We start from the raw sequence: 21,460 nt of genomic DNA on the forward strand, positions 1-21,460 counted from the left end.
GTGTAATCTTATACTGAATCTAAAACTAAACCTGTCCCCTGCCATTGTAATGAGTCCTTTTTTATAACGACATCACTGTCCTCTATATCATCAGGTATCTTGCTTGAAATAAAGGCAATAATAACATGATTGAATTTTCCAATTTCCGAAGTAAGACAAAGAGCCGGTCTCACTTTGGAAGATGAAAAATCATCAAAAGGAAACGAGACAAGGACAATGTAATTCCTAATCATCTTTTAATGGTTCACCATCATTACAAGAATAAATATCCTCCGATTTATCTTTTAAAAAATCAAATGCAGGGTTTTTAGCAATTGAATCTATCCATATTTTTTCTTGTTTAGCCAATTCCTCATCTTCTTCCAACAATATAAGTAACCTAACATTCTTATTTGGCATCGGAATAGGATAATCTAATTTAAGATTTCCTCGGCTGTCAGTATTTGATTGAATTTCTATGGCCTTCATTACAACTCCCCCCAATTGATTCTTATTTTGCCCTGGTAGCCAAAATCAGCTTGTACTTGTTCCGTTTGGCAATATTCATCACTTTAACCACCTCTCTCATAGGTACATTTTCATCCACATGAAGAGAGATATAAATATCGGGATTTTGTCCCACTTTTTCTTTCAAAAGGGGTTCTATCTGACTAAAACTTACTCGTCGGTCTTCCACATAATATTTGAGGTCCCGAGTAATGGATACGGTAGTCAAAGGTTTTGCCGCAGTCTGATTGGCACTTTGGGGCAATAACAATTTTAGTGCCGTAGGATGCACCAACGTGGAAGTAATCATAAAAAAGATTAACAAAAGGAATACCACATCGGTCATCGATGACATACTAAAAGATGGGTCTATTTTACTTCTTGACTTAATTGCCATGATCCAAATTTGTTTCCATTAATTAGCCGGTTCATTAAGCAGGTCCATGAATTCCATGGTACGAGCCTCCATTTTAAAAACCACATTTTCGATTCTTGCCACCAGCCAGTTATAAGCAAAATAGGCAATAATACCAACAATCAGACCGGTAACGGTAGTAACCAAAGCAGTATAGATACCTCCCGCCAGCATATCCACTTCAATGTTGCTACCGGCATTGGCCATCTCCCAAAACGATTTAATCATACCAATAACCGTACCAGTAAAACCAATCATGGGCGCCCCTCCGGCAACGGTAGCCAGCACGGGCAGTCCTTTTTCCAAGCGACTAACCTCTAAATTACCGACATTCTCTATGGCAGTATTAATATCATTTAACGGTCGGCCAATACGTGTAATACCTTTTTCTATCATCCGCGAGATGGGATTGTCATGCGATTGGCAAAGGGCTAATGCCGAATCAATTTTTCCTTCATGAATATAATCTTTTATTCGGTTCATGAAGCTTTTATCTTCTTTGGAAGCACGCTTAATGGCCAAATAACGCTCAATAAAGATGTAAACAGCAATAAACGATAAAAGAAAAAGCGGAATCATGATCCATCCGCCCTGAAGTAATAACTCGAAAAGATTAATTGTTACTTTTTCTTCAGCATCGGTCATTTCCGCCCCTTGGGCAGCAGCCTCACCGGCAGCTTGTATCATCAAAAACAGATTCATATTAATACTTCTAGTTGATGGTTCGACACAAATTGTTTCGCTGGCCAAATTAATGATTTTTGGGAACACTGAAAAATGAAATATATGTACTCATGAACTGCTAAATGCATGATAAATATTTTCTTCACAGTTTTTGTGTCCCTTCAATTTTACTATTCAGCATAAAAAACGGCATAATCCGGTAAATTCACAATATTAAATTTAGCCATAAAATTGTCGAAATTATCTACAAACTACAGAAAAAACGAAAGCTAATTTTTTAAATCACCATAAAGAATCCCCGAATCAATATTTATATACATTCTCTTGTGACACTAACCTTCATGAAAATACTTGTTTTATGCCAAATTATAATCTTTAATATGGCACCGTAAAATCGAAAAAATTTGGCTAATACCCCCCCCGAAAGGTCTTATGGTTCTATATCAAATTTTATTCTAAAATGGAATTTCAGGCACGATAAATGTATATTTGACAATATTCATTACTTAATATTTTGAAAAACCATCAATACATATTTATTATGAGAACAATAATCCTAATTATTATCTTTTTAGGGTTTACCACCCTTCATGCCCAGAATGTTAAAGAAGTAAAATCTGAAATAAAAGAGGTTGTAGTTTACCTGAACGGTTCCCAGATAACCCGGATGGCAGAAATTGACCTTCCGGCAGGGAAAAGTGAAATATTTTTCAGAGGTCTCACCTCTCGTCTTAATTCCAATAGTTTACAGGTAGCTGTCAGCAATAAGGTCACCATCTTATCGGTAAATCACAGCCTCGATTTCATGTCAGGAGCATCTACCGATGCCAATATTGAGCGACTTACCAAACAACGGGATTTGCTTAAAGACAGCATAGACCTTACGACCAATGCCAGAGACGTTTTTGTCAAGGAACGAGAGATGCTGCTCAGCAACCAAAAAATAGGAGGGGCCGAAACAGGGGTGGATGTTGACCAACTTATCAAAGCTGCCGATTTCTTTAAGCACCGACTTACCCAAATTGAAGAATCCATCTTTACCAAAAATCAGTCCATAAAGAAAATGAAAGAAAGGTTGGAAAAGTTAAACCGCCAACTCAATGAACTTAATGCAGAAAAAGACCGTCCTACCAGTACGGTAAAAGTTGCCGTTTCGACACCACACGCCTTAACCACCTCTTTGGCACTTACCTATATCGTTAGAGAGGCTCACTGGCAACCGTTCTATGACATTCGTGTTGATGATACAAATCAACCTGCTGTTTTAATCTACAAAGCCAAAGTTTATCAAAACACCGGCGAGACGTGGCAAAATGTTAAGTTAACCCTTTCCACAGGCAATCCATCCATCAGCAACTATAAACCGCAATTGCAACCGTGGTTTCTGGATTTTATAAGGCCCGAACCTTTGAAATCTTTCCGGACAATGGATGACGAAATAGAAGTAAATAATATGGAAATTACCGCCGATACTAAAAAAGAAAAGCCACTCCTTATTCGTGGCACTACACCTTTAAAAAGGACAAACGTGACCATCTCACAACAACAAACCACCACAGCCTTTGAAATAAATATTCCCTACACCATTCCGTCAAACAATCAGGGTTATGATGTTGCAGTAAGCGAGCACAATATTGAAGCTGATTATCAATATGCCACTGTTCCCAAATTGTCGCCACACGTTTATTTGTTAGCCCATATTTCTCAGTGGAATAATCTTAACCTGTTGCCGGGAGAAGCTAATATCTATTTTAACCAAACTTATCAGGGCAAAACATATCTTGATCCTTATACATCAGAAGATACTCTTAAAGTCTCTGTAGGCAGAGACCCTGCTATTGTGGTAAAACGTGAATTGTTAAAAGATTATTCTTCCAAATCATTGCTGGGGAACAACCGAAAAGAGACCAAAGCCTGGAAAATAACGGTTAAAAACACAAAAAGGAATAGTATTAACTTAGTGGTTGAAGATCAATATCCCATATCTTCAAACAATGAAATTAAAGTTGAACTGGAAGAGAGTAGCGGCGCAAAAGTCAATCCTATAACAGGAAAGCTTGAGTGGAATTTGAGTTTAGACCCGGGTGAAATAAAAGAGCTCAGGCTAATCTATTCTGTAAGATATCCTAAAGACCAAAATCTGATTCTGGAATAACGGTGAATTAATGCATGAAGAATTTACATCACCTAAGGTATTAGATTATTAGATGCTAGATATTAAATATAAAATGTTTAATCAATAACATTGAAGACCTGACTTATAATTTATATCCCCAATAAAACAAATGGTATTAAATTGAGATATTGATGCACATTTTGTAGTTTCGGAGTTCAAAATCAAAAAAGAAAAGATAAAAATGCAAATATTAGTTGTTGGTACCGGAGGGGTAGGCGGCTATTTTGGTGGCCGTCTGGCCGCCTCCGGCAATGATGTAACCTTTATTGCCCGGGGAGCTCACAAAGAAGCCATGGAAAAGAATGGGCTTAAAGTAAAAAGTATAAAAGAAGATTTTATCATCCATCCGGTAAATGTTACCGACAAAATTGGTGAAATCCAGTCACCTGATTTGGTCATAGTTGCCGTCAAAGCATGGCAGGTTAAAGAAATAGCTCAACAACTGGCATTGGTAATTCATGAAAACACAATGGTATTACCACTTCAGAACGGAGTCTTAGCCAGTAACGAATTAAAAACTTTTTTGCCCTCCCAAAATGTTCTTTCCGGACTTTGCCGCATCATCAGTAAAATTGAAGCCCCAGGAGAAATCAACCACTTTGCTGTAGAACCTACCATAGTTTTTGGTGAATGTGACAGTTCTGAATCACAACGAGTAATAAACCTTCAAAAAGTTTTTGAAAAAGCAGGAATTAAATCGGTTGTATCCAAAGACATCCAGGCCGACTTATGGCGTAAATTTCTGGCCATTTGCGTTAGCGGACTCCTTGCGGTTACACGATCTACGTACGGGGAAGTTAGAGAACAGCCCGAAACCCGTCAGATGATGCGCAACCTGTTTGAAGAGATTGCCCAGCTAGCCAATGCCCTTAAAATAAATCTGGAACCAGATCTTGTGGATAAAACCATGGCCTTTATTGACACATTTCCTTATGAATCCACCTCATCTCTTACCAGAGATGTATGGGAAGGGAAACCATCGGAACTGGAATATCAGAACGGAACTGTTGTAAGGCTGGCTGAGAAAGTTGGCATCGACGTCCCTGTCAACCGCTTTGTTTATTATTCATTGTTATTGATGGAAAAAAGGGCACGACAAAAAGTGAGAGGTTAAAAATAGAGGTCCCTCTCACCTCTTTTAATGCGTTCCAATCGCTGTATTAATTTCCCGCGGAATTGGTCATCGGAGTACTCTTTTAAGTTATCCTGAATGAGCCGATAACCTTTTTCCCTGGTTTCCGGGGGGGCATAGTCTTCCAGATATTCGGCCATAGTAAGTATCGCATTGGGCTGACAAAATCTTTTTATAAAACCGGGAACCGAGAATTCCATAAAATGCTCCCCTGTTCTTTTTAGTCGATAACAGGCTGTACAAAAAGAAGGCAAATAACCGTGTCCAATCAATTCATCCATTACTTCATTCAGAGAACGGTTGTCACCAATAGAAAACTGTTCCTGATCGAGGTCCTGCTGCTCTTTTTGTTTGGAATAGCCTTTCATTTCAATATTAGTACCGCCATCGATTTGTGAAACACCAAATTGGAGCACCTCATCGCGGATATGTGCCGGCTCACGGGCTGTAAGGATTAATCCTGTATAAGGAACGGCCAACCTTAGTATAGCCACTAATCGTGTAAAGTCTTCATCTGACACGTTATAATCATCCCTAACCTTAAAACCCGAGGCGGTTTTAATGCGCGGGAATGAAATAGTATGTGGTCCAACATTATAAACCGCTTCAAAATGATTCACATGCCGAAGCAATCCCATAATTTCAAATCGCCAGTCGTATAATCCCAACAAAGCACCAATACCGACATCATCGATGCCGGCTTCCTGAGCCCTGTCGAGCGACGTTATTCTCCAGTCGAAATCACGCTTCTTACCTCCCAGATGTACCTTCAGATAAGTTTCCTTGTGATAGGTCTCCTGAAAAATCTGATAGGTTCCGATCCCGGCGTCTTTAACGGTTTTAAATCCCTCAATATCAAACGGTGCTGCATTGATGTTAACTCTTCTGATCTCACCATTCAGATGTTTTATCCTGTAAACCTGACGAACCGTATCGGCAATAAATTGGGCATCGTATTTGGGGTGTTCGCCAAAAACCAGAATCAGGCGCTTATGACCGGCATCTTCCAACGCCATCACCTCATTACGTATATCATCCGTAGAGAGAGTTAGTCGCTTCTGCTTCTTATTATCGGCTCTGAACCCGCAATAAGCACAATTATTAATGCAAAGATTGCCGATGTATAAAGGTGCAAACAATACAATCCGCTTACCGTAGACTTTTTCTTTCAGCTCACGGGCACCGTTTTTTATTTCATCAATAAGCTCGGGGGTATTGGCATTTATCAAAACAGCTGTCTCCTCCAGTGTCAACCTGTTCTTATCCAGCGAACGGGCAATAACTTCGCGCACTCTTCCAGGATCCGGATTTTCATTTCGTTGCAAGATATCCCAAATCTCATCTGCATCCAAGAAGTTTTCCATTGGACGGTCTTCAATCGTATATTTCTGAGGGTCATAAATATTGGGCATAATTCAAACTTTATGGGTATAAAGGTACGATGATTGCCGCGTAATGGAAACAAAAGCGAATAAAAATAATGAGACCTCTAAGCAATCAGAAAATCCGACCCAATAACCTGCTTGTTTCAACGGTTAATACTCATCCAAAATTTTCTTAACATCTTCTGGGGATACACGTCCATATACCCGTTCACCAATGGTAATAACGGGTGCCAGTCCGCAGGCACCAACGCAGCGCAGGCAACTGAGTGAAAATTTTCCGTCGGGGGTGGTTTCGCCCACTTTAATATCCAGCCTTCGTTTAAATTCTTCCAACACTTTTTCGGCACCACGCACATAACAGGCGGTACCCATGCAGATTGAAATAGGATGTTTCCCTTTGGGTAACATGGAAAAAAATGAATAAAAGGTCACCACGCCATAAACATGAGCCACCGAAACATTCAGTTCTTCAGCCACAATTTCCTGAACTTCGGCCGGAAGATATCCCAAAAGGTTTTGCGCCTCGTGAAGCACATTTATCAATTCACCGGGGTCATTATTAAACTTTTTACATATTACCCTAAGCTCCTGAACTTTATTAACAGGTATTTTAACTTTTGCCATGATTATCCATTAAAATTTTCAATTATCAATTGTCAATAATCAATTCGGTCATAGTAGCCAAAGCCAGATATTGGTAAACACTATTCAATTTCAGACAGTTTCTTCCTGTTGAAATAATGGGTATGTAATAATTCATGTGACAGGTCGCTGAGAGGTCTCCCCAAAAACTCACTATACAATTCCTGGATGAAAGGATTTTCATGAGATTTACGAATGGCTTTACCGGCATCTTCACGATATATAGCTTTTTGTCGTTTTTTCAGGATGTCGACATTGCCGTGATGATAAGGTTGACCGCCACCACCGATGCATCCCCCGGGACAAGCCATAATCTCAATGGCATGAAACTCTGATTTACCAGCTCTTACATCTTCCAACAGTTTGCGGGCATTACCCAACCCGTGAGCTATACCAATATTAAGTTTCATACCGTCAAAATCGACCGTCGCTTTCCGCAATCCCTCCATACCTCTAAGTTCCTCAAACTCTACTTTCTCAAGGTGTTTACCGGTGTGCAATTCATAGGCAGTACGAACAGCCGCTTCAATAACGCCACCGGTAGTTCCGAAAATAACACCAGCACCTGTTGATTCTCCCAAGGGTTGGTCAAAATCTTCATCGTCGAGAGAAGCAAAGTCGATATTGGCATTTCGAATGAGGCGGGCCAGTTCGCGGGTCGTTATAGACACATTAACATCGGCATCGCCGTTGATGGCAAACTCTTCGCGCGTACATTCATATTTTTTTGCCAGGCAGGGCATCACTGATACCACCACCAAATCTTCCCGCTTTTTATTGAGTTTCTTGGCAAAATAAGATTTGGCAATGGCGCCAAACATTTGTTGCGGTGATTTGGCCGTGGAAGGAATATCTATCATCTCGGGAAACTGATGTTCGAAAAACTTTACCCATGCGGGACAACAGCTGGTGAGAATAGGCAATTTAACACTCTTATCACCATCCAGATAACGTGTAAGCCTATCGAGAAACTCAGTACCCTCTTCCATAATGGTAAGGTCGGCTGCAAAGTCGGTATCAAACACATAATCGAATCCCAACTTTTTGAGTGCCGACACCATTTTACCGGTGACTAACGTTCCCGGTTCCATTCCGAAGGCTTCACCTAAGGCCGCTCTGACTGCCGGTGCGGTTTGTACCACTACTGTTTTTTGTGGGTCAACCAGAGCTTCAATAACTTTCCATGTATAATCCCGTTCTGTCAAAGCCCCTGTAGGACAAACGGCCACGCATTGTCCGCAATAGGTACAAACCGAATGGTCCAGATCCATTTCGAAAGCCGGTGCCACTACCGACTCGAAGCCGCGATTGACAGCTGATAACACACCTACGGTTTGCACCTCGTTGCAAATGGTTTCGCAACGACGGCACATAATACATTTGTCCATTTCCCGGATAATGGCCGGTGACTGATCACCTTTATAATGGGATTGCTCACCGGTATAATGTATTTCCCGTATACCCAGATTTTGAGCCAATTCCTGCAGCTCACATTCACCTGATTTGGCACAGGTTAAACACTCCGCCGGATGGTCGGAGAGGATGAGTTCCACGACCGTACGACGGGCATTGATTACCCTGACAGTATGGGTTTTAACCACCATACCCTCAGTACACTCAGTTTTACATGCCGGGGCAAGATTGCGACGACCTTCAACCTCGATAACACATACTCTACAACCGCCCGGTTTGTTTTCAAAATTCAAATCATCCATCTTCATGTAACATAAAGAGGGAATTTTTATGCCGATGGATTTAGCTGCCTCCAATATGGTAGTCCCCTGTTCTACCACTACGGGCTTATCATCTATGATTAATTTTATGATATTCATATTAATGAAATTTTCCAATAATTAACACTCAGGCTACTGCACACTGATGGCTCCGAACTTGCATTTTTCCATGCAAGCTCCGCATTTGATACAAACCATACTATTAATAAAATGGGGCGTTTTTTTACTGCCGGAAATAGCATCGACAGGACAAACGCGCGAGCACAAAGTACATCCAACACAAAGATTGGGATCGATCACATATTGCATAAGGGCGCGGCACTGACCTGCCGGACATTTGCCTTCTTTGACATGCGCCTCATACTCTTCGGGGAAATTGTCCAAAGTAGACAAAACAGGATTTGGTGAGGTTTGTCCAAGTCCGCACAGAGCAGTATCTTTAATCACGGTTGCCAGATTTCTGAGTCGGGACAAGTCAGCCTCCTCTCCTTGTCCAAGCGTTATTTTGTCGAGTAACTCATGAAGCCTTTTATTTCCTATACGGCATGGAGAACATTTGCCGCAACTTTCCTCAACAGTGAAGTCGAGATAAAATTTTGCCACCGATACCATACAGTCATCCTCATCCATAACAATCATTCCTCCTGAGCCCATCATAGAACCATTGGCAACCAAAGTCTCATAATCGATGGGCAAATCCAGATGTTTTTCGGTTAGGCATCCGCCGGAAGGGCCTCCGGTCTGTACCGCTTTAAACTTCTTACCACTCTTAATACCACCGCCGATATCAAAGATAACTTCTCTTAAAGTGGTTCCCATTGGAACTTCGATAAGTCCCACATTGTTTACTTTTCCGGCCAGAGCAAACACTTTGGTTCCCGGACTCTTGGGGGTACCTATATTACTGAACCAGTCGGCCCCTTTCAGAAAAATTACAGGTATATTGGCAAAGGTTTCAACATTGTTAACATTGGTAGGCTTCCCCTGATAACCACATTGAGCTGGGAATGGTGGTTTAACGGTAGGTTCGCCTCGTTTTCCTTCCATGGAATGGATGAGAGCCGTTTCTTCACCGCATACAAAAGCACCGGCACCATAACGAATGGTTACATCGAAATTAAAACCGGAACCAAAGATGTCGTTGCCAAGAAATCCATACTTTCGGGCCTGCTCAATAGCAATTTTTAGGCGTTTAATGGCTAATGGATATTCTGCGCGAATGTATATCAATCCTTTATCAGCACCAATACAATAGCCGCAAATGGCCATAGCTTCCAAAACAGAATGGGGGTCACCTTCCAGAATGGAACGATCCATAAAGGCACCCGGGTCCCCTTCATCGGCATTACAGACAACAAACTTCTGTTCAGCTTTCGATTTTCGTGTCAACTCCCACTTCAGTCCGGTAGGGAAGCCACCTCCACCCCTTCCTCTTAATCCCGATGCTTTAACCACTTCGATAGCTTTTTCGGGTGAATATTGTTCCAAAACAGTTCCGAGAGCCGAGTAACCGTCACGGGCAATATACTCTTCTATATTTTCTGGGTCAATAAACCCGCAATTTCTCAGAGCAATTCTCAACTGTTTTTTATAGAAATCCATATGCTTGGAATCGCTCACAGCAGTATGGGTTTCCGGATCGACGTAAAGCAAACGTTTCACTTTCCGCCCTTTCACCAAATGCTCGAGCACCAACTCATCAGCATCCCCGGGAGTCACCTGAACGTAGAACGTATTATCAGGCACCATTTTTACTACCGGCCCTTTTTCGCAAAATCCGAAACATCCGGTTTTGATCACCTGAACTTCATTGGCAAGATTATTTTCCGCCACCGCCCGTTTGATATTGGCGGCAATGGTTTCGCTTTGGGAAGCCCGGCAACCGGTCCCTCCGCAAACCAAAACATGATACTTGAATTTGGCCATAGCGCAATATGCATTTATTTATTGTCGATTGTATTATAAGTATCAGGAATGATACCGTCCACCAATTCTCCTTTCTTAATATATTTCTCTATGATTTCTGCGGCTTTAACGGTATCCACATGACCAAAGACCACGGGTTTTTCGCCGGGCAAGGTCACTTCGATGGTTGGCTCGGCATAACAATACCCCATACAGCCTGTTTGAGTCACTATTGCATCCACGCCCTGTTGGTCCAACTCCTCAATCAGGTAGCTCATAGTTTCACGGGCACCTGAGGCGATACCACAAGTAGCCATTGATACCTTTATCTGCACCAGTTTTTCAGGAGCTTTACTTTTTTCACGTAACAGAAGCCTTCCTTTGAGTTCATCCCTCAAATTTCTGAGCTCCTGCAGATTTCTAACTTTATCACTCATATTTAACTTCTTTTACTTAAACATTTTCTTTTAAAATATCTCGGATCAACAGATTTACTTTAGGATGAGAAAGGGGAATGCCATTAAGGCTTTCTTTTATTTCCTCAGACGATATCTCAAAAAGCCGGTCATTTTTAACAATCTTTATTTTGAAATTAACCTGCGGATTACCTGAGATAATCATTGCCAGTGTTTTTGCCATATCACCTTCCGGAAGGCAATCGATATGGCTGGTTACAAAAGAGGCATTAACGGTGGTTCCTTTTTGTGGTTCCGATTCGATGGAAACGCGTCCGCCTGTCCGCTCGGCATTCATTTTCAGAAGAGAAAGTCCCATTCCTACCTTTCGGGAAGTTCTGGTAGTGGTGAAAGGATCGGTCACACGTTCAATCAAGGAACGGGCTATTCCATATCCATTGTCACGAATGGTAATCTCCAAAATGTCACCGCGATAAATCAGTCGCACTTCTACCTTTGTAGCTCCGGCATTGACGGAGTTATCAACAACATCAAGAATATGCAATGACAGGTCTTTCATAAAACTATTTTATATATCGATGATTGCAAGAACTGTCCGTCCTCTAACACCATTCAGTGCTTTTTTAAATTCATTCAAAGAACTATTATTCATTTTCAAAAGAGTGATACCAGTTCCCAGTTGTTCGGGATAGTGGGCGTCCGACCCTGCAATAACGGGTTTGATTTCGGCCCACCTCATTTGTTTAATTACCTCTTTTTTTGTTTCTGGGCTAATCTCTAAAGCATCGGCTTTAATATCAGTGGCCACAAATCCCAGTTGACTGATAAGGCTATTGCTTTTTCGGTTGATGTGGGCCGGTATGAACACGCCGCCCAAGCGATGCACCTCCTCATAAGTTTGTTCCATACTTCTGTCTAAAGCCACAATGAGCAGGCGGTCTTCAACGCCCAAAATATTCTCCTTTTCGTCGACCCATACCTGATGTCCGAAATAGTCAGGCTTGTTTTTGACAACCGGCAACCAGCGGTCCAACCATTGCTGAAACGCATCCAGGGCTTTCAAATCATCGAACAGAGCCAGACAGTGAACCTCTTCACGGGTATTGATTTCTGCACCACCCCAAACCGCTATGCCGGCCTTATGCCCCAGGTCCATTATTTCTTTACACTGGCGGGTAGAATTGTGGTCGGTTATCCCCAAAATGTCAATGTGCTTTTGCCGGGCTTCCTCGATAATTCGAACCGGACTCATATCCAGACTTCCACAGGGTGACAAACAGGTATGGACATGCAAATCAGCCCGGAAAATGGTTAGGCCATCCTCTTTATTTTTTGAGTAATTCATATAATTTTCCGGCCACTTCAAACGTTTCCATTTTGGTTCCCAGCAAGGGAATATTCTCTTTATTGCTTTGCTCAAGAGTATCATCATCAGGTGCAAGCCCTTTCACGAGGATCACTGCCGCCACTTCCTTCAAAGAAGCTACGGCCATCACATTTTTATGGGTTTGAAGGGTAATCCACACATCACCGTCAGAAGCATTCCCCATCACATCACTAAGTAAGTCGGATACATACCCACCGGTAACGGGTCGATGAAGACCATCTTCACCACCCCAAACGGCAAGATTCAGTTTATCAACAATTTCACTCACTGTCATTTTCGGCTCCTTTCTTATTACAGTTTTTTTCCAATCGTTTCCTACCCCAAATTTTTTCAATAATCTTTATTGCATGTTCACCACTTAATTTCTGATGTTTCTCCATCATTCGCTGAATAAACACACAAGCCGTAAGGCGCGCCTCCTCTCTAACAATATCTTCGGCCAGACTCTGACATCGGGGAGCACCGCAGGCGCCACAGTCAATCCCCGGCAGATAGCACATCAGATGACGCACTTGCTGAATTTTTCGCAATGCTTCTCCCATATCCTCGTCCAGTATCAGCATGGAACGAGGTTTAATATCCCCCAAAGAAATTCGTTCCGATAAAAATCCTGAATAGGCTTTAACATCACCTGGAATGTCTGCTACACCATGAAATCGTTGTGCCCTTTTATTGAGGCGCTCTGTGGTCAAAAAGCGGTTACCACCTACCAAAACACCTCCGGCACAACTCTGGTCGCAAGCTCTGAGCTCAAGAAAATCCAGGTCAGTGAATTCATCATTTTCCAACTTTTCCAGAAACTCAATAACATTATGAATACCATCAATAGCAAGGCATCGTCCTTCCATCGCATTAGCCTCACCACCGGTCAAACAATATTTTATGGAACGGGGACTAAGTAAGGGAAGCATTTCACCGGGCGAGATACTGTTTCTGTTTGTTCGGTTTTTAATCAATCGGAATATTTTATTATATATGAGATCCATATTTATGACACCATTGAGAGGTGAGCTATCCTCTCCCACCGGACTTTTCACAGCAGCGATTTTGGCGGCACATGGGGTGACATAAAAAATCCCTATTTCCCCGGGATGATACCCTTCATTTTCCAACCGTTTTCTAAAATAGATTGCCGAAGTATCGATGGGGGGTTTTATTCTAATTACCTGGGGAAGTAGCGCCGGAAATTTTATCTGGATCAACCGTACCACAGCCGGACAAAAAGAAGAAATAACCGGCTTATCCTCAGCGTCTCGCGAAGCTTCAATCATCGACCGAATGATGTAGCCGGCGGTATGTTCGGTTTGAAAGACATGGGTGAATCCCATCTCCCGCATTACCGAAAAAATAGCAGCTTCAGTCACCTCCGCAGGAAATTGTCCTATCAATACCGACGGTACCAAAGCCACCCGACATTTGAACCGAAAAATCTGATTAAAATCATCTTGCTCCACATAGATGGCATTCACCGGACATACCCGCATACACTCTCCACAGTCGACACACCAGTTATCCCGAATAGTAGCTTTGCCATTTTCTATGCGTATAGCCTCCACGGGACACACATTCATACAATGAGTGCATCCGAAACAGAGGTCTTCACTGACCTTTAGAGCATGATAAAATCTGTCCTCGGTCATTTATGGCTTTGATTTAAGAAAATAATTATTTCAACATTGGTACCTTTCCCCACCTGACTTGTAATATTCAATAAATCAGCATTCTTTTTCATATTTGGGAGCCCCATCCCTGCACCGAATCCCATTTCTCTGACTTTTTGAGAAGCGGTGGAATATCCCTCTTGCATGGCCAGCTCAATATTGGGGATACCGGGTCCTTCATCTTCTATATTCACAAAAATCTCTTCAGGTTCTATCACTACTTTAATCCATCCCTTTCGAGCATGTGCTACCACATTTACTTCCCCTTCGTAAAGAGCTACGACCAACCGCTTGATGATGGCCGGCGGTACATTGATTTGTTTTAAAATTTTTTTCACGGCACTACTGGCATTCCCTGCTTTTGAAAAATTCCCACCCTCAATCTCAAACTTAAATGTCATACCCAAAAATCATTAATAAACAGGTTTCAACCCGGCGGCACTTAATCTGGCCACTGCTTTGAACATCGAAAAGCGGCACTCCACCAATACCATTTGATGCTCAGCCGCCAGTTCAACCATCGATGGATGGATACGCTTATTCCTGGCAAAAACAATACATTCAATATCTGCCATTTCTGCTGTTCGAATGGTTTGCAGGTTATTAAGGCCGGTTATCAAGACAAGTTTATCAATATCAAGCGTCAAAACATCGCTCATCAAATCGCTGGCAAAACCATACTCAATTTCCCGATCGAGAAACTGTTCTCCACATACCACTCTTCCTTCCAATATATTTACCAACTCATTAATCTTCATCAATACAAAATTTATTTAACTCATTGACTTAATGAATATTAATATTAATGTTCAGTCATTAGTTTTTAGTGGTTAGTAGTTGGTTAATAGTTCCATGTGTGACCACCGCAAATGACTGTTCACTAATCACAAAAAATTTCTTCTGTCTTCTGCCTGTCCATTTTTATACATATTTCTCTTTGGGCCATGCTCGTATTCAAAAATATCATTAAAGAATTTTTTCTACAATCAATATACGAAGCTACAATTTTTAACGAATTAAAAAAATGGAAAATGACATTTCCGGCAATTAATATTTAATCTAAATAATTATGAAAGTGACAACTAAACGAAAAAACAGAAACCTTACAACAAAGAGTCAGCCTAAAATTTTATTATATTTTTTAAACGTATTTTTACTCACATTAACCCTTAAATAAAAAAACCCACAACTAAACATAAAGGAATAATGAAGAAAAAGAGGCCATGCTCCAATAAACACGGGCGAATTTAACTTTAGAGCAATTTATATATATTCCACGGAAACTTCTTTCAGAAACTTTTCTTCCAGAAGATTGACAATCCGTTTTAAGACGGTCCTCCGAATTTCCAGTTCAACGGGCAGCGTGGGATCCTGATGTGCCACATTAATCCGGGTTCCTATAATAACGTGAATTTTATCACTTTCCATAAGCATGCGAATGATAAGATCGGCAGGACCGTTGCCCAATCTTGTATCGCTTTTAAAACCTTCCAGAATTCTAGCAACCTTTCCGAGGGTAAGAATCCCTTCGGTAACAAGGTCAATACCTTCTACAAAAGAGACCGGGGGCAGTTCAGGATCAGAGGCCATCATACCCACATCAAATTTCAGTGCCAGTTCCCGGGCCACAATCTCGGCAGTAGTACCTCCGGCAATTATCTTTTTCCCTTTAAAGCGTTTTACCTTCAAGGCAAAATCGAGGTCATGTTTTTCAATGTAAGGCGGCCCCGAGACCAACAATAATTTTCTGGGTTCTCTAAAATAGATAACACCACATGAAGTATCATCTTTTGGATGGCCGCCGTCATGAAGAGTTGCCAGATTAACCATTTTTTTGGCCATCTTGGAAGCCGAAATAAAAGGTTCATTACTGAGAATCTTCAACGCGTGCTCAACAGCACCTTCCCTGCTCCATCCAAAAGGGAAAGAACGGCTTCCCATGCCCGCCTGAATAATGCCATCGGTCCAGAAAACTATACGGTCTTCCTTCTGTGCCGCAAACGAACAAGTACGAATCACTTTCCCTTTGTGCTGTTCCGCTTCCAGCTCCAGAATTTCCCAACCGGGATCAAACTCCCGATAATGGCGAATTAAAAGACATGACGGATTATCATATTCCACAATAGTTGTACGACCATCATCTTCCACATCAATAATGGTAAAAGTAGAGTAACTAATTTTCCGGACCGAACAAACCGGTAAAGTGTCCATGATAATTTCGGCCGTTTTCTGAACTTCACGATGCTCCAGAGTAAAATTGATGGCCATGGAAGCCGTGAGAGAAGCCAACACATTTGCTTTAACCCCGGAACCCATTCCATCCGACAGTACCACGATGGTACGGCCCTCACCACTTATACGGCGCGAAAGAAAAACATCACCACAAATAACCTCACCGGCACGATGGCTTTGCTCACAAAAAACATCAAGAAAAATATTTTGCTCCGGCAAATGCATAAAAAGATTTATTGCTTATCAAGTCAAGGTCCCTCGTTAGCCCGCCCTTTTTGAGTTTCAATAATTGAAGATAGAATTTTTTCAGTTTTTGAAGCACTTTCACCCAGTAAAAAAGCAATCTGCTGCACGGTTTCCAAATTATCCCGTATCACCTCCCTGGCCCTGTTAATAACTTCTTCTCTTTGCACTTCAGGTGCAGTCAGATCGCGAATGATACCACCCACTATTTTATTTTTTTCAATAGTAAATACCGAAACATTCAGTATGGAATCATCCAAAGAAGTATCACGGTTGAGCTGGTCCTGTCCGGATTGCAGCACTGTGGCAAATAGTTTATAAAAAGGAATTAAAGCCTTAAGTTCAGCCCCCTTCAAACCGGGCACTAACTCGTTAATAGATTTTGCATCTTCGCCTACCATATTCACAAAGCTGTCATTGGATTCAATAATTTTCAGATTTTCATCCACAATAACCACTCCGGCCCTGATTTTATTAAGCATGGCAGTAGTAGTCTCGGCCGCCAGGCGAGCTGCCTTTTCTTCCTCACGTGCTTTTTCTTCGCTCTGTTTCAGTGCCTCCTTGGTTCTTTTTAATTTTTCATTGGCCGCATTAAGTTTATTGATGTAGGTATGCATTTTATGAATGGTGTAGGTATAACACATTTCATAATTGGTGAGTCCCTGGCAATAAGCAATGGCAAATTCCCTGCAAGATGGATATCCGCAAGCACCGCATCCCAATTGGTCCTCCACCTTTTCTTTTCCCATTTCATGCAATACCCGTTGAATTTCATTTTCGGAAGGATATGGTAATCGCTGGTCCCGAATTTTAAAAGTGCGGCTCAAATCGAGGTCACGAAACCTATCTATATCCTGCTGCCAGGTTTTATAATCAAAATTTATCAACCTTTTGTTTACATATTTAATAACCTGGGACCTGCGGTAAAATTTCTTTCCACCCAACGAGGTACCCGGCCCCATAATACACCCTTCGCAATAAAAAAGGTCTAGGTGTTGCTTGAGACCTATTTCCGTTTTAAACTCCCTAAGCGACTGAAGAAAGTTGTTTCTTCCTTCAGTTGTAATAATGCTGGCATTTAACAGGTCGGGATTAATATCAACCGACTGAATCATTCCCCTGCTAATGGGGAAGAGTCCTCCCTTTCTGCCAATAGGGGGATCAAAGTCGCTAAATTCTACCGAGTTTTCTGAAATTCTGTTTTGGTTGAACAATTTTCTCAACTCCAAAAATGAGAGTACCCCGTTAATTGTACCATCCCCTTTATACAATCGCACATCATTTTTAGCAGCCACACAGGCAGTAAAGTAAATCACTTTGGTATTGGCCCCGTACAAACGATGGATTACTTTGGCCATAGCCACGTAAGGGGGAACGATAGGGGCTAAATTATCCACCAGTTCGGGATGATACTTCTCCACCTGTGATACCACCGGCGGACAATTGGTACTGATATAGTATTTCCCGTGAAAATGGTCCCACAACTCTTTATATTTTATGGCGACCAGGTCTACGCCAAAGGCAGCTTCCAATACATACCGGAATCCCAGGGCCCGAATCATACCAACAAATTTTCGGTAATCTGTAATATCCACAAACTCGGCAGAAATGGCAGGGTCACATATGGCTGCTACAGGTTCTTCTCTTTTCAAAAGCTGCATTACTCTTTCTGCTTCATCCCTAACTTCTATGGCCTCCTGAGAACACATGGTAAAACAATGACCACATTCGATACATCTGGAAGGAAGTATTTCGGCATGTTTATCCTTTATCCGGATGGCTTTTGCCGGACAAGTCCGAATGCAGGTAAAGCTTAAATTGCATTTCTCAGAATTTACATTTAATAAACCGGCCATAATCTATGGTGTTATCTTTTCATTATCCTACTGGTCAAAAACCTCGTGTAAAATTTCATAAATATTGTCGGAACTCACCTACTTAAATATCATATCATTAATCTTCAAAATTGGGCCTTCATCACACAATCCTTCGCACAACTGACCACTAAAAAAACCCGCGAACTCAAGCCGTGGTCTTCCAAATATTCTTTTATCATCATCAGTGTTTCTTTATTGCCTCTGGCAAAACATGAACTTTCCAGACAAATGTTAATATCCATACTATCAGAATAAGATAAAGATTAGTCCGGCTATTGTGCAATTAATCCCCAATGATTTACTTTAACCAGTGGTTGTTTCCTGTTTCCGAAATCCGGTAATGGAATTCCAACTTCTGACCTCAGCATTTCATTTTGCGGATGCAACAAACTGCTGATAACTAAACTCCTGTCGGCGCCCATGCTTTCTTTCTTTTCCTAGCTGCCTGTATTGCCAGACATTGCTATTTTTGTTACGGCCAACAAAGCCACGCCGGCTATATCATTGAATTAGCTTCTATAAATTTACGTATTTTTGGCGAAGCAATTACACCATTCATATTTATTAATCTGTAAATATTTACATTCAAACGTTCGACAAAATGAACTCAATGCTTGTTCTGATAGGTCCGGAAGAGGTTAACCCCCGGCCAATTATCCAATTCAGCATTCACCTCTCCCAATTATTAAACTATCGTCTAATCATAACCACCATAAGAGATAAGGGGTTAACCCAAACGAAACAACCTAGTTACGAAGATATTGAAATAAAAGGCTCAGAAGAAGATTTATTTCCTACAATACTAAAACATACCAGCGACCCGGCCATTGATCTATCGCTTGTCGTTTTTTGCCGGTCAGAAATTGTTATCTCCCGAAAACAACAAGCTACCCGCTTTTTCATACAATGCAGGAGCTTAAAAATACCTTATCTGATTCTCCCGGAACAGCAGGATTTGACCTGGAAACCCAACCATATTTTCTTTCCTGTTTGCAACCGGGATGGTGAAAAAGAAGCATCGGCATGGTGTATGACCTGGGCCAACGCAACAAACGGAAATATAACCTTATTACATCCCCACTTCAGAAACACAGCTAATCAAAAAAAACTGAACCAATTACTTGCCTTTATTACCCGATTGTTTAAACATTCAAACTGTCCGCATAAAATAATAAAAACCGAAGGGTCAAAGAGAGCTACTATTCAATACGCCATTAACAGTCTTAACAAGGTGTCCGACAGTTTACTCATCATACCTGCCACCCGCTTAAATTCACCCGAGTATATATTTACCGGCCCTCCGGAACTAAAACTGCTAAAAAAAATAACAAGTCGCCCTATTCTACTAGTCAATCCGCGTCATGACCTCTATTTGCCTTGTAACTAAATGTTCTATCGTACCAATGATGTCGGCGATTAATAGCCTTGGCGAGGAACGTAATGGGTATGTATTAGTTTATGTGAAATATGTCCGAGAGGCTCAAACAAAAATTCCCGGTATTATTGAATAATTTCAGGATTTTCGTGAGATTTACGGATTTTCTTTTCGGCATCATCCCGATAAATGGCTTTTAATATCAAACCTCATCAGCACTATAAAATTCGGGTTAGCGGTACCATTCTGATTAAAACACCAACACCGAGGGTAAAAAAGTACCAACCCAATCCTGTTCATTTTATTTTCTTAATATTTTCCCGAAATTTGCCAACAAAAGAGAAAGAAACAGGTGAATCGCTATTTGAAAAAAAGAATTGCTGAAGGAGAACACCAGCATCAGGATTTCAAGTATGCTATCAACGACAGTAAAAAGATAGCACGTTCGCTGGCAGCTTTTGCCAATACGGATGGCGGACGATTGTTGATAGGTGTTAAAGATAATGGTCGAATAGCGGGTGTATCTTCCGACGAAGAATATTATATGGTAGAATCGGCGGCAAAGCGTTATTGCAAACCTCCTGTTCCTTTCCGGGTCAAAGAATGGCAGGTAGAGGGTAAAACAGTGGTAGAAATCATCATCCCCAAAAGTAAAAAAAGGCCTCATAAAGCGCCCAATAAAGATGGCAGATACAAGGTGTATGTGAGAGTAAAAGACCAGAATCTATTAGCTAACAACATATTGCTTAAGGTATGGCGAAGAGAAAAAAGGAAACACGGCACCTTTTTTCAACTGCAAGAACCGGAACAAATTCTCCTTAATTGGTTTAATGAAGAGAACAAATATATTACTCACACTAAGTTTTCTAAAATAGCACATATTTCCAGAAAAAAGGCTGAACAGATACTCGTCAACCTTATTGTTCTTGGAATAATAGATATGAAGATAACGGAAAACGGTTTCTTCTACATGTTAAAAGAAATATCTCAAGAAGACCCGGAAAACAACAACGACAAGTATACCCGAAAAGGATATTTTATCAAAACCCAAAGCTACAGAAAATAAAACTATTTTTTAACCACTCAATATAAATTCTTCTCCCAAATAAAACCTCGGCATATGGTAGTTTTTTAAAAATCTTATTTTTATTAAAATCTGAGTCGTCTGCATAATGGCGACTCAATCGCCTGCATAATGGTGATTCAATCGCCTGCATAATGGCGACTCAATCGCTTGCGTAATGGTGATTCAATCGCCTGCGTAATGGCGACTCAATCGCCTGCATAATGGTGATTCAATTGCCTGCATAATGGCGACTCAATCGCCTGCATAATGGTGATTCAATCGCCTGCATAATGGCGACTCAGTTATAAAATTGGCATGTCTATTGTATATTTGTCAACACTAAACAAGCTAAAAATGGCAATTATCAGGTAAAATCTTTTGAGGCTTGTAAAAATGGAATATATCCCTATAAATTTCTATATTGGCAACACAAATGAAACGAGCATGGCGACTTTTACCACAAAAGGACATGTTTAAAAAAACCAAGGCAGAAGTACACAGGCAGAAGGCAGAAGAAATTTATAGTCATTAGTCAACAGTCATTAGTGATTAGTGTTGATTAACTAACTGACTATCGACTAATTACTAACTTTAGGTTCCACCTGGCCAATAACTTAGATAAATTTTATACGGATAAAACATTAA

Annotated in this window: 21 protein-coding genes and 1 pseudogene; 4 read left to right on the top strand and 18 right to left on the bottom strand. The window is 41.1% G+C overall.

The window, feature by feature from the left end:
- Positions 1–8: 8 nt before the first annotated feature.
- From BM130_RS02840 to BM130_RS02855, 4 genes are read right to left on the bottom strand one after another with little or no spacing between them, the layout of a single operon-like run.
- Positions 9–233 carry a type II toxin-antitoxin system PemK/MazF family toxin gene (locus BM130_RS02840; protein ID WP_010527892.1) on the bottom strand — a complete coding sequence of 75 codons (225 nt, stop codon included), beginning with the start codon at positions 231–233 and terminating at the stop codon, positions 9–11.
- The gene (locus tag BM130_RS02845) at positions 226–483 is read right to left on the bottom strand and encodes a hypothetical protein (RefSeq protein ID WP_237706142.1); all 258 of its coding nucleotides are present in this window, start codon (positions 481–483) and stop codon (positions 226–228) included. Before BM130_RS02845 ends, BM130_RS02840 begins: the two co-directional genes overlap by 8 nt.
- 7 nt (positions 484–490) lie before the next feature.
- Positions 491–883, bottom strand: coding sequence for an ExbD/TolR family protein (locus tag BM130_RS02850; protein ID WP_029626629.1), 393 nt, complete (start codon positions 881–883; stop codon positions 491–493).
- 18 nt (positions 884–901) lie between these two features.
- Positions 902–1,588, bottom strand: a complete 687-nt coding sequence (locus BM130_RS02855) for a MotA/TolQ/ExbB proton channel family protein (protein ID WP_254771973.1) — start codon at positions 1,586–1,588, stop codon at positions 902–904.
- A 538-nt stretch (positions 1,589–2,126) separates the two neighbouring features.
- On the opposite strand from BM130_RS02855, the gene BM130_RS02860 reads away from it, so the two are divergent.
- Positions 2,127–3,740, top strand: coding sequence for a DUF4139 domain-containing protein (locus BM130_RS02860; protein ID WP_010527888.1), 1,614 nt, complete (start codon positions 2,127–2,129; stop codon positions 3,738–3,740).
- Positions 3,741–3,942: 202 nt separating this feature from the next.
- A complete protein-coding gene (locus BM130_RS02865; protein WP_010527887.1) occupies positions 3,943–4,875 on the top strand; it encodes a ketopantoate reductase family protein in 933 nt (310 codons plus the stop codon).
- Here BM130_RS02865 and hydG read toward each other — a convergent pair.
- From hydG to BM130_RS02930, 13 genes are all read right to left on the bottom strand, one after another.
- Complete coding sequence (hydG, locus tag BM130_RS02870) at positions 4,872–6,305, bottom strand: [FeFe] hydrogenase H-cluster radical SAM maturase HydG (RefSeq protein ID WP_010527886.1); 1,434 nt, start codon at positions 6,303–6,305, stop codon at positions 4,872–4,874. The two genes, BM130_RS02865 and hydG, sit on opposite strands and share 4 nt — an antisense overlap.
- 123 nt (positions 6,306–6,428) lie before the next feature.
- Positions 6,429–6,902: an NADH-quinone oxidoreductase subunit NuoE family protein gene (locus BM130_RS02875; protein WP_010527885.1), complete on the bottom strand. Its 474-nt coding sequence runs from the start codon at positions 6,900–6,902 to the stop codon at positions 6,429–6,431.
- An 80-nt stretch (positions 6,903–6,982) separates the two neighbouring features.
- Positions 6,983–8,752: an NADH-dependent [FeFe] hydrogenase, group A6 gene (locus BM130_RS02880; protein ID WP_010527884.1), complete on the bottom strand. Its 1,770-nt coding sequence runs from the start codon at positions 8,750–8,752 to the stop codon at positions 6,983–6,985.
- 33 nt (positions 8,753–8,785) lie between these two features.
- On the bottom strand, positions 8,786–10,579 hold the full coding sequence (locus BM130_RS02885; protein ID WP_010527883.1) for an NADH-quinone oxidoreductase subunit NuoF: 1,794 nt from the start codon (positions 10,577–10,579) through the stop codon (positions 8,786–8,788).
- A gap of 14 nt (positions 10,580–10,593) precedes the next feature.
- A complete protein-coding gene (locus BM130_RS02890) occupies positions 10,594–10,995 on the bottom strand; it encodes a (2Fe-2S) ferredoxin domain-containing protein (RefSeq protein ID WP_010527882.1) in 402 nt (133 codons plus the stop codon).
- 16 nt (positions 10,996–11,011) lie between these two features.
- Complete coding sequence (locus BM130_RS02895) at positions 11,012–11,533, bottom strand: ATP-binding protein (protein ID WP_010527881.1); 522 nt, start codon at positions 11,531–11,533, stop codon at positions 11,012–11,014.
- Between the two features lie 9 nt (positions 11,534–11,542).
- Positions 11,543–12,319: a PHP domain-containing protein gene (locus BM130_RS02900; RefSeq protein WP_010527880.1), complete on the bottom strand. Its 777-nt coding sequence runs from the start codon at positions 12,317–12,319 to the stop codon at positions 11,543–11,545.
- Positions 12,300–12,635 carry a DRTGG domain-containing protein gene (locus BM130_RS02905; RefSeq protein ID WP_010527879.1) on the bottom strand — a complete coding sequence of 112 codons (336 nt, stop codon included), beginning with the start codon at positions 12,633–12,635 and terminating at the stop codon, positions 12,300–12,302. Before BM130_RS02905 ends, BM130_RS02900 begins: the two co-directional genes overlap by 20 nt.
- The gene (locus BM130_RS02910) at positions 12,622–14,001 is read right to left on the bottom strand and encodes a [Fe-Fe] hydrogenase large subunit C-terminal domain-containing protein (RefSeq protein ID WP_010527878.1); all 1,380 of its coding nucleotides are present in this window, start codon (positions 13,999–14,001) and stop codon (positions 12,622–12,624) included. The genes BM130_RS02905 and BM130_RS02910 overlap by 14 nt, the downstream gene beginning before the upstream one ends.
- A complete protein-coding gene (locus BM130_RS02915; protein ID WP_010527877.1) occupies positions 13,998–14,423 on the bottom strand; it encodes an ATP-binding protein in 426 nt (141 codons plus the stop codon). Before BM130_RS02915 ends, BM130_RS02910 begins: the two co-directional genes overlap by 4 nt.
- Before the next feature lie 12 nt (positions 14,424–14,435).
- Positions 14,436–14,780: a DRTGG domain-containing protein gene (locus tag BM130_RS02920; protein WP_010527876.1), complete on the bottom strand. Its 345-nt coding sequence runs from the start codon at positions 14,778–14,780 to the stop codon at positions 14,436–14,438.
- A gap of 505 nt (positions 14,781–15,285) precedes the next feature.
- Positions 15,286–16,479: a SpoIIE family protein phosphatase gene (locus BM130_RS02925; protein ID WP_010527875.1), complete on the bottom strand. Its 1,194-nt coding sequence runs from the start codon at positions 16,477–16,479 to the stop codon at positions 15,286–15,288.
- Positions 16,480–16,502: 23 nt separating this feature from the next.
- Positions 16,503–18,353 carry a [Fe-Fe] hydrogenase large subunit C-terminal domain-containing protein gene (locus BM130_RS02930; RefSeq protein WP_010527874.1) on the bottom strand — a complete coding sequence of 617 codons (1,851 nt, stop codon included), beginning with the start codon at positions 18,351–18,353 and terminating at the stop codon, positions 16,503–16,505.
- 622 nt (positions 18,354–18,975) lie between these two features.
- On the opposite strand from BM130_RS02930, the gene BM130_RS02940 reads away from it, so the two are divergent.
- Positions 18,976–19,761: a hypothetical protein gene (locus tag BM130_RS02940; protein WP_044138724.1), complete on the top strand. Its 786-nt coding sequence runs from the start codon at positions 18,976–18,978 to the stop codon at positions 19,759–19,761.
- A 29-nt stretch (positions 19,762–19,790) separates the two neighbouring features.
- On the opposite strand, the pseudogene BM130_RS15795 reads toward BM130_RS02940, so the two are convergent.
- Positions 19,791–19,955, bottom strand: a pseudogene (locus tag BM130_RS15795) (iron hydrogenase small subunit).
- 158 nt (positions 19,956–20,113) lie between these two features.
- Here BM130_RS15795 and BM130_RS02950 point away from each other — a divergent pair.
- Entirely contained in the window at positions 20,114–20,815 is a 702-nt protein-coding gene (locus tag BM130_RS02950; RefSeq protein ID WP_010527871.1) for an AlbA family DNA-binding domain-containing protein, read from the top strand.
- Positions 20,816–21,460: the final 645 nt, after the last annotated feature.

Source organism: Thermophagus xiamenensis, assembly GCF_900112795.1.
GTDB classification, from domain to species: Bacteria; Bacteroidota; Bacteroidia; order Bacteroidales; family Marinilabiliaceae; genus Thermophagus; species Thermophagus xiamenensis.

Coding starts and splice junctions, on each gene's coding strand:
- BM130_RS02910 (WP_010527878.1), bottom strand. CDS start 14,001: ATGACCGAGGACAGATTTTATCATGCTCTAAAGGTCAGTGAAGACCTC.
- BM130_RS02930 (WP_010527874.1), bottom strand. CDS start 18,353: ATGGCCGGTTTATTAAATGTAAATTCTGAGAAATGCAATTTAAGCTTT.
- BM130_RS02840 (WP_010527892.1), bottom strand. CDS start 233: ATGATTAGGAATTACATTGTCCTTGTCTCGTTTCCTTTTGATGATTTT.
- BM130_RS02855 (WP_254771973.1), bottom strand. CDS start 1,588: ATGATACAAGCTGCCGGTGAGGCTGCTGCCCAAGGGGCGGAAATGACC.
- BM130_RS02850 (WP_029626629.1), bottom strand. CDS start 883: ATGGCAATTAAGTCAAGAAGTAAAATAGACCCATCTTTTAGTATGTCA.
- BM130_RS02860 (WP_010527888.1), top strand. CDS start 2,127: ATGAGAACAATAATCCTAATTATTATCTTTTTAGGGTTTACCACCCTT.
- BM130_RS02915 (WP_010527877.1), bottom strand. CDS start 14,423: ATGACATTTAAGTTTGAGATTGAGGGTGGGAATTTTTCAAAAGCAGGG.
- BM130_RS02895 (WP_010527881.1), bottom strand. CDS start 11,533: ATGAAAGACCTGTCATTGCATATTCTTGATGTTGTTGATAACTCCGTC.
- hydG (WP_010527886.1), bottom strand. CDS start 6,305: ATGCCCAATATTTATGACCCTCAGAAATATACGATTGAAGACCGTCCA.
- BM130_RS02920 (WP_010527876.1), bottom strand. CDS start 14,780: ATGAAGATTAATGAGTTGGTAAATATATTGGAAGGAAGAGTGGTATGT.
- BM130_RS02905 (WP_010527879.1), bottom strand. CDS start 12,635: ATGACAGTGAGTGAAATTGTTGATAAACTGAATCTTGCCGTTTGGGGT.
- BM130_RS02865 (WP_010527887.1), top strand. CDS start 3,943: ATGCAAATATTAGTTGTTGGTACCGGAGGGGTAGGCGGCTATTTTGGT.
- BM130_RS02900 (WP_010527880.1), bottom strand. CDS start 12,319: ATGAATTACTCAAAAAATAAAGAGGATGGCCTAACCATTTTCCGGGCT.
- BM130_RS02885 (WP_010527883.1), bottom strand. CDS start 10,579: ATGGCCAAATTCAAGTATCATGTTTTGGTTTGCGGAGGGACCGGTTGC.
- BM130_RS02890 (WP_010527882.1), bottom strand. CDS start 10,995: ATGAGTGATAAAGTTAGAAATCTGCAGGAGCTCAGAAATTTGAGGGAT.
- BM130_RS02925 (WP_010527875.1), bottom strand. CDS start 16,479: ATGCATTTGCCGGAGCAAAATATTTTTCTTGATGTTTTTTGTGAGCAA.
- BM130_RS02875 (WP_010527885.1), bottom strand. CDS start 6,902: ATGGCAAAAGTTAAAATACCTGTTAATAAAGTTCAGGAGCTTAGGGTA.
- BM130_RS02940 (WP_044138724.1), top strand. CDS start 18,976: ATGAACTCAATGCTTGTTCTGATAGGTCCGGAAGAGGTTAACCCCCGG.
- BM130_RS02880 (WP_010527884.1), bottom strand. CDS start 8,752: ATGAATATCATAAAATTAATCATAGATGATAAGCCCGTAGTGGTAGAA.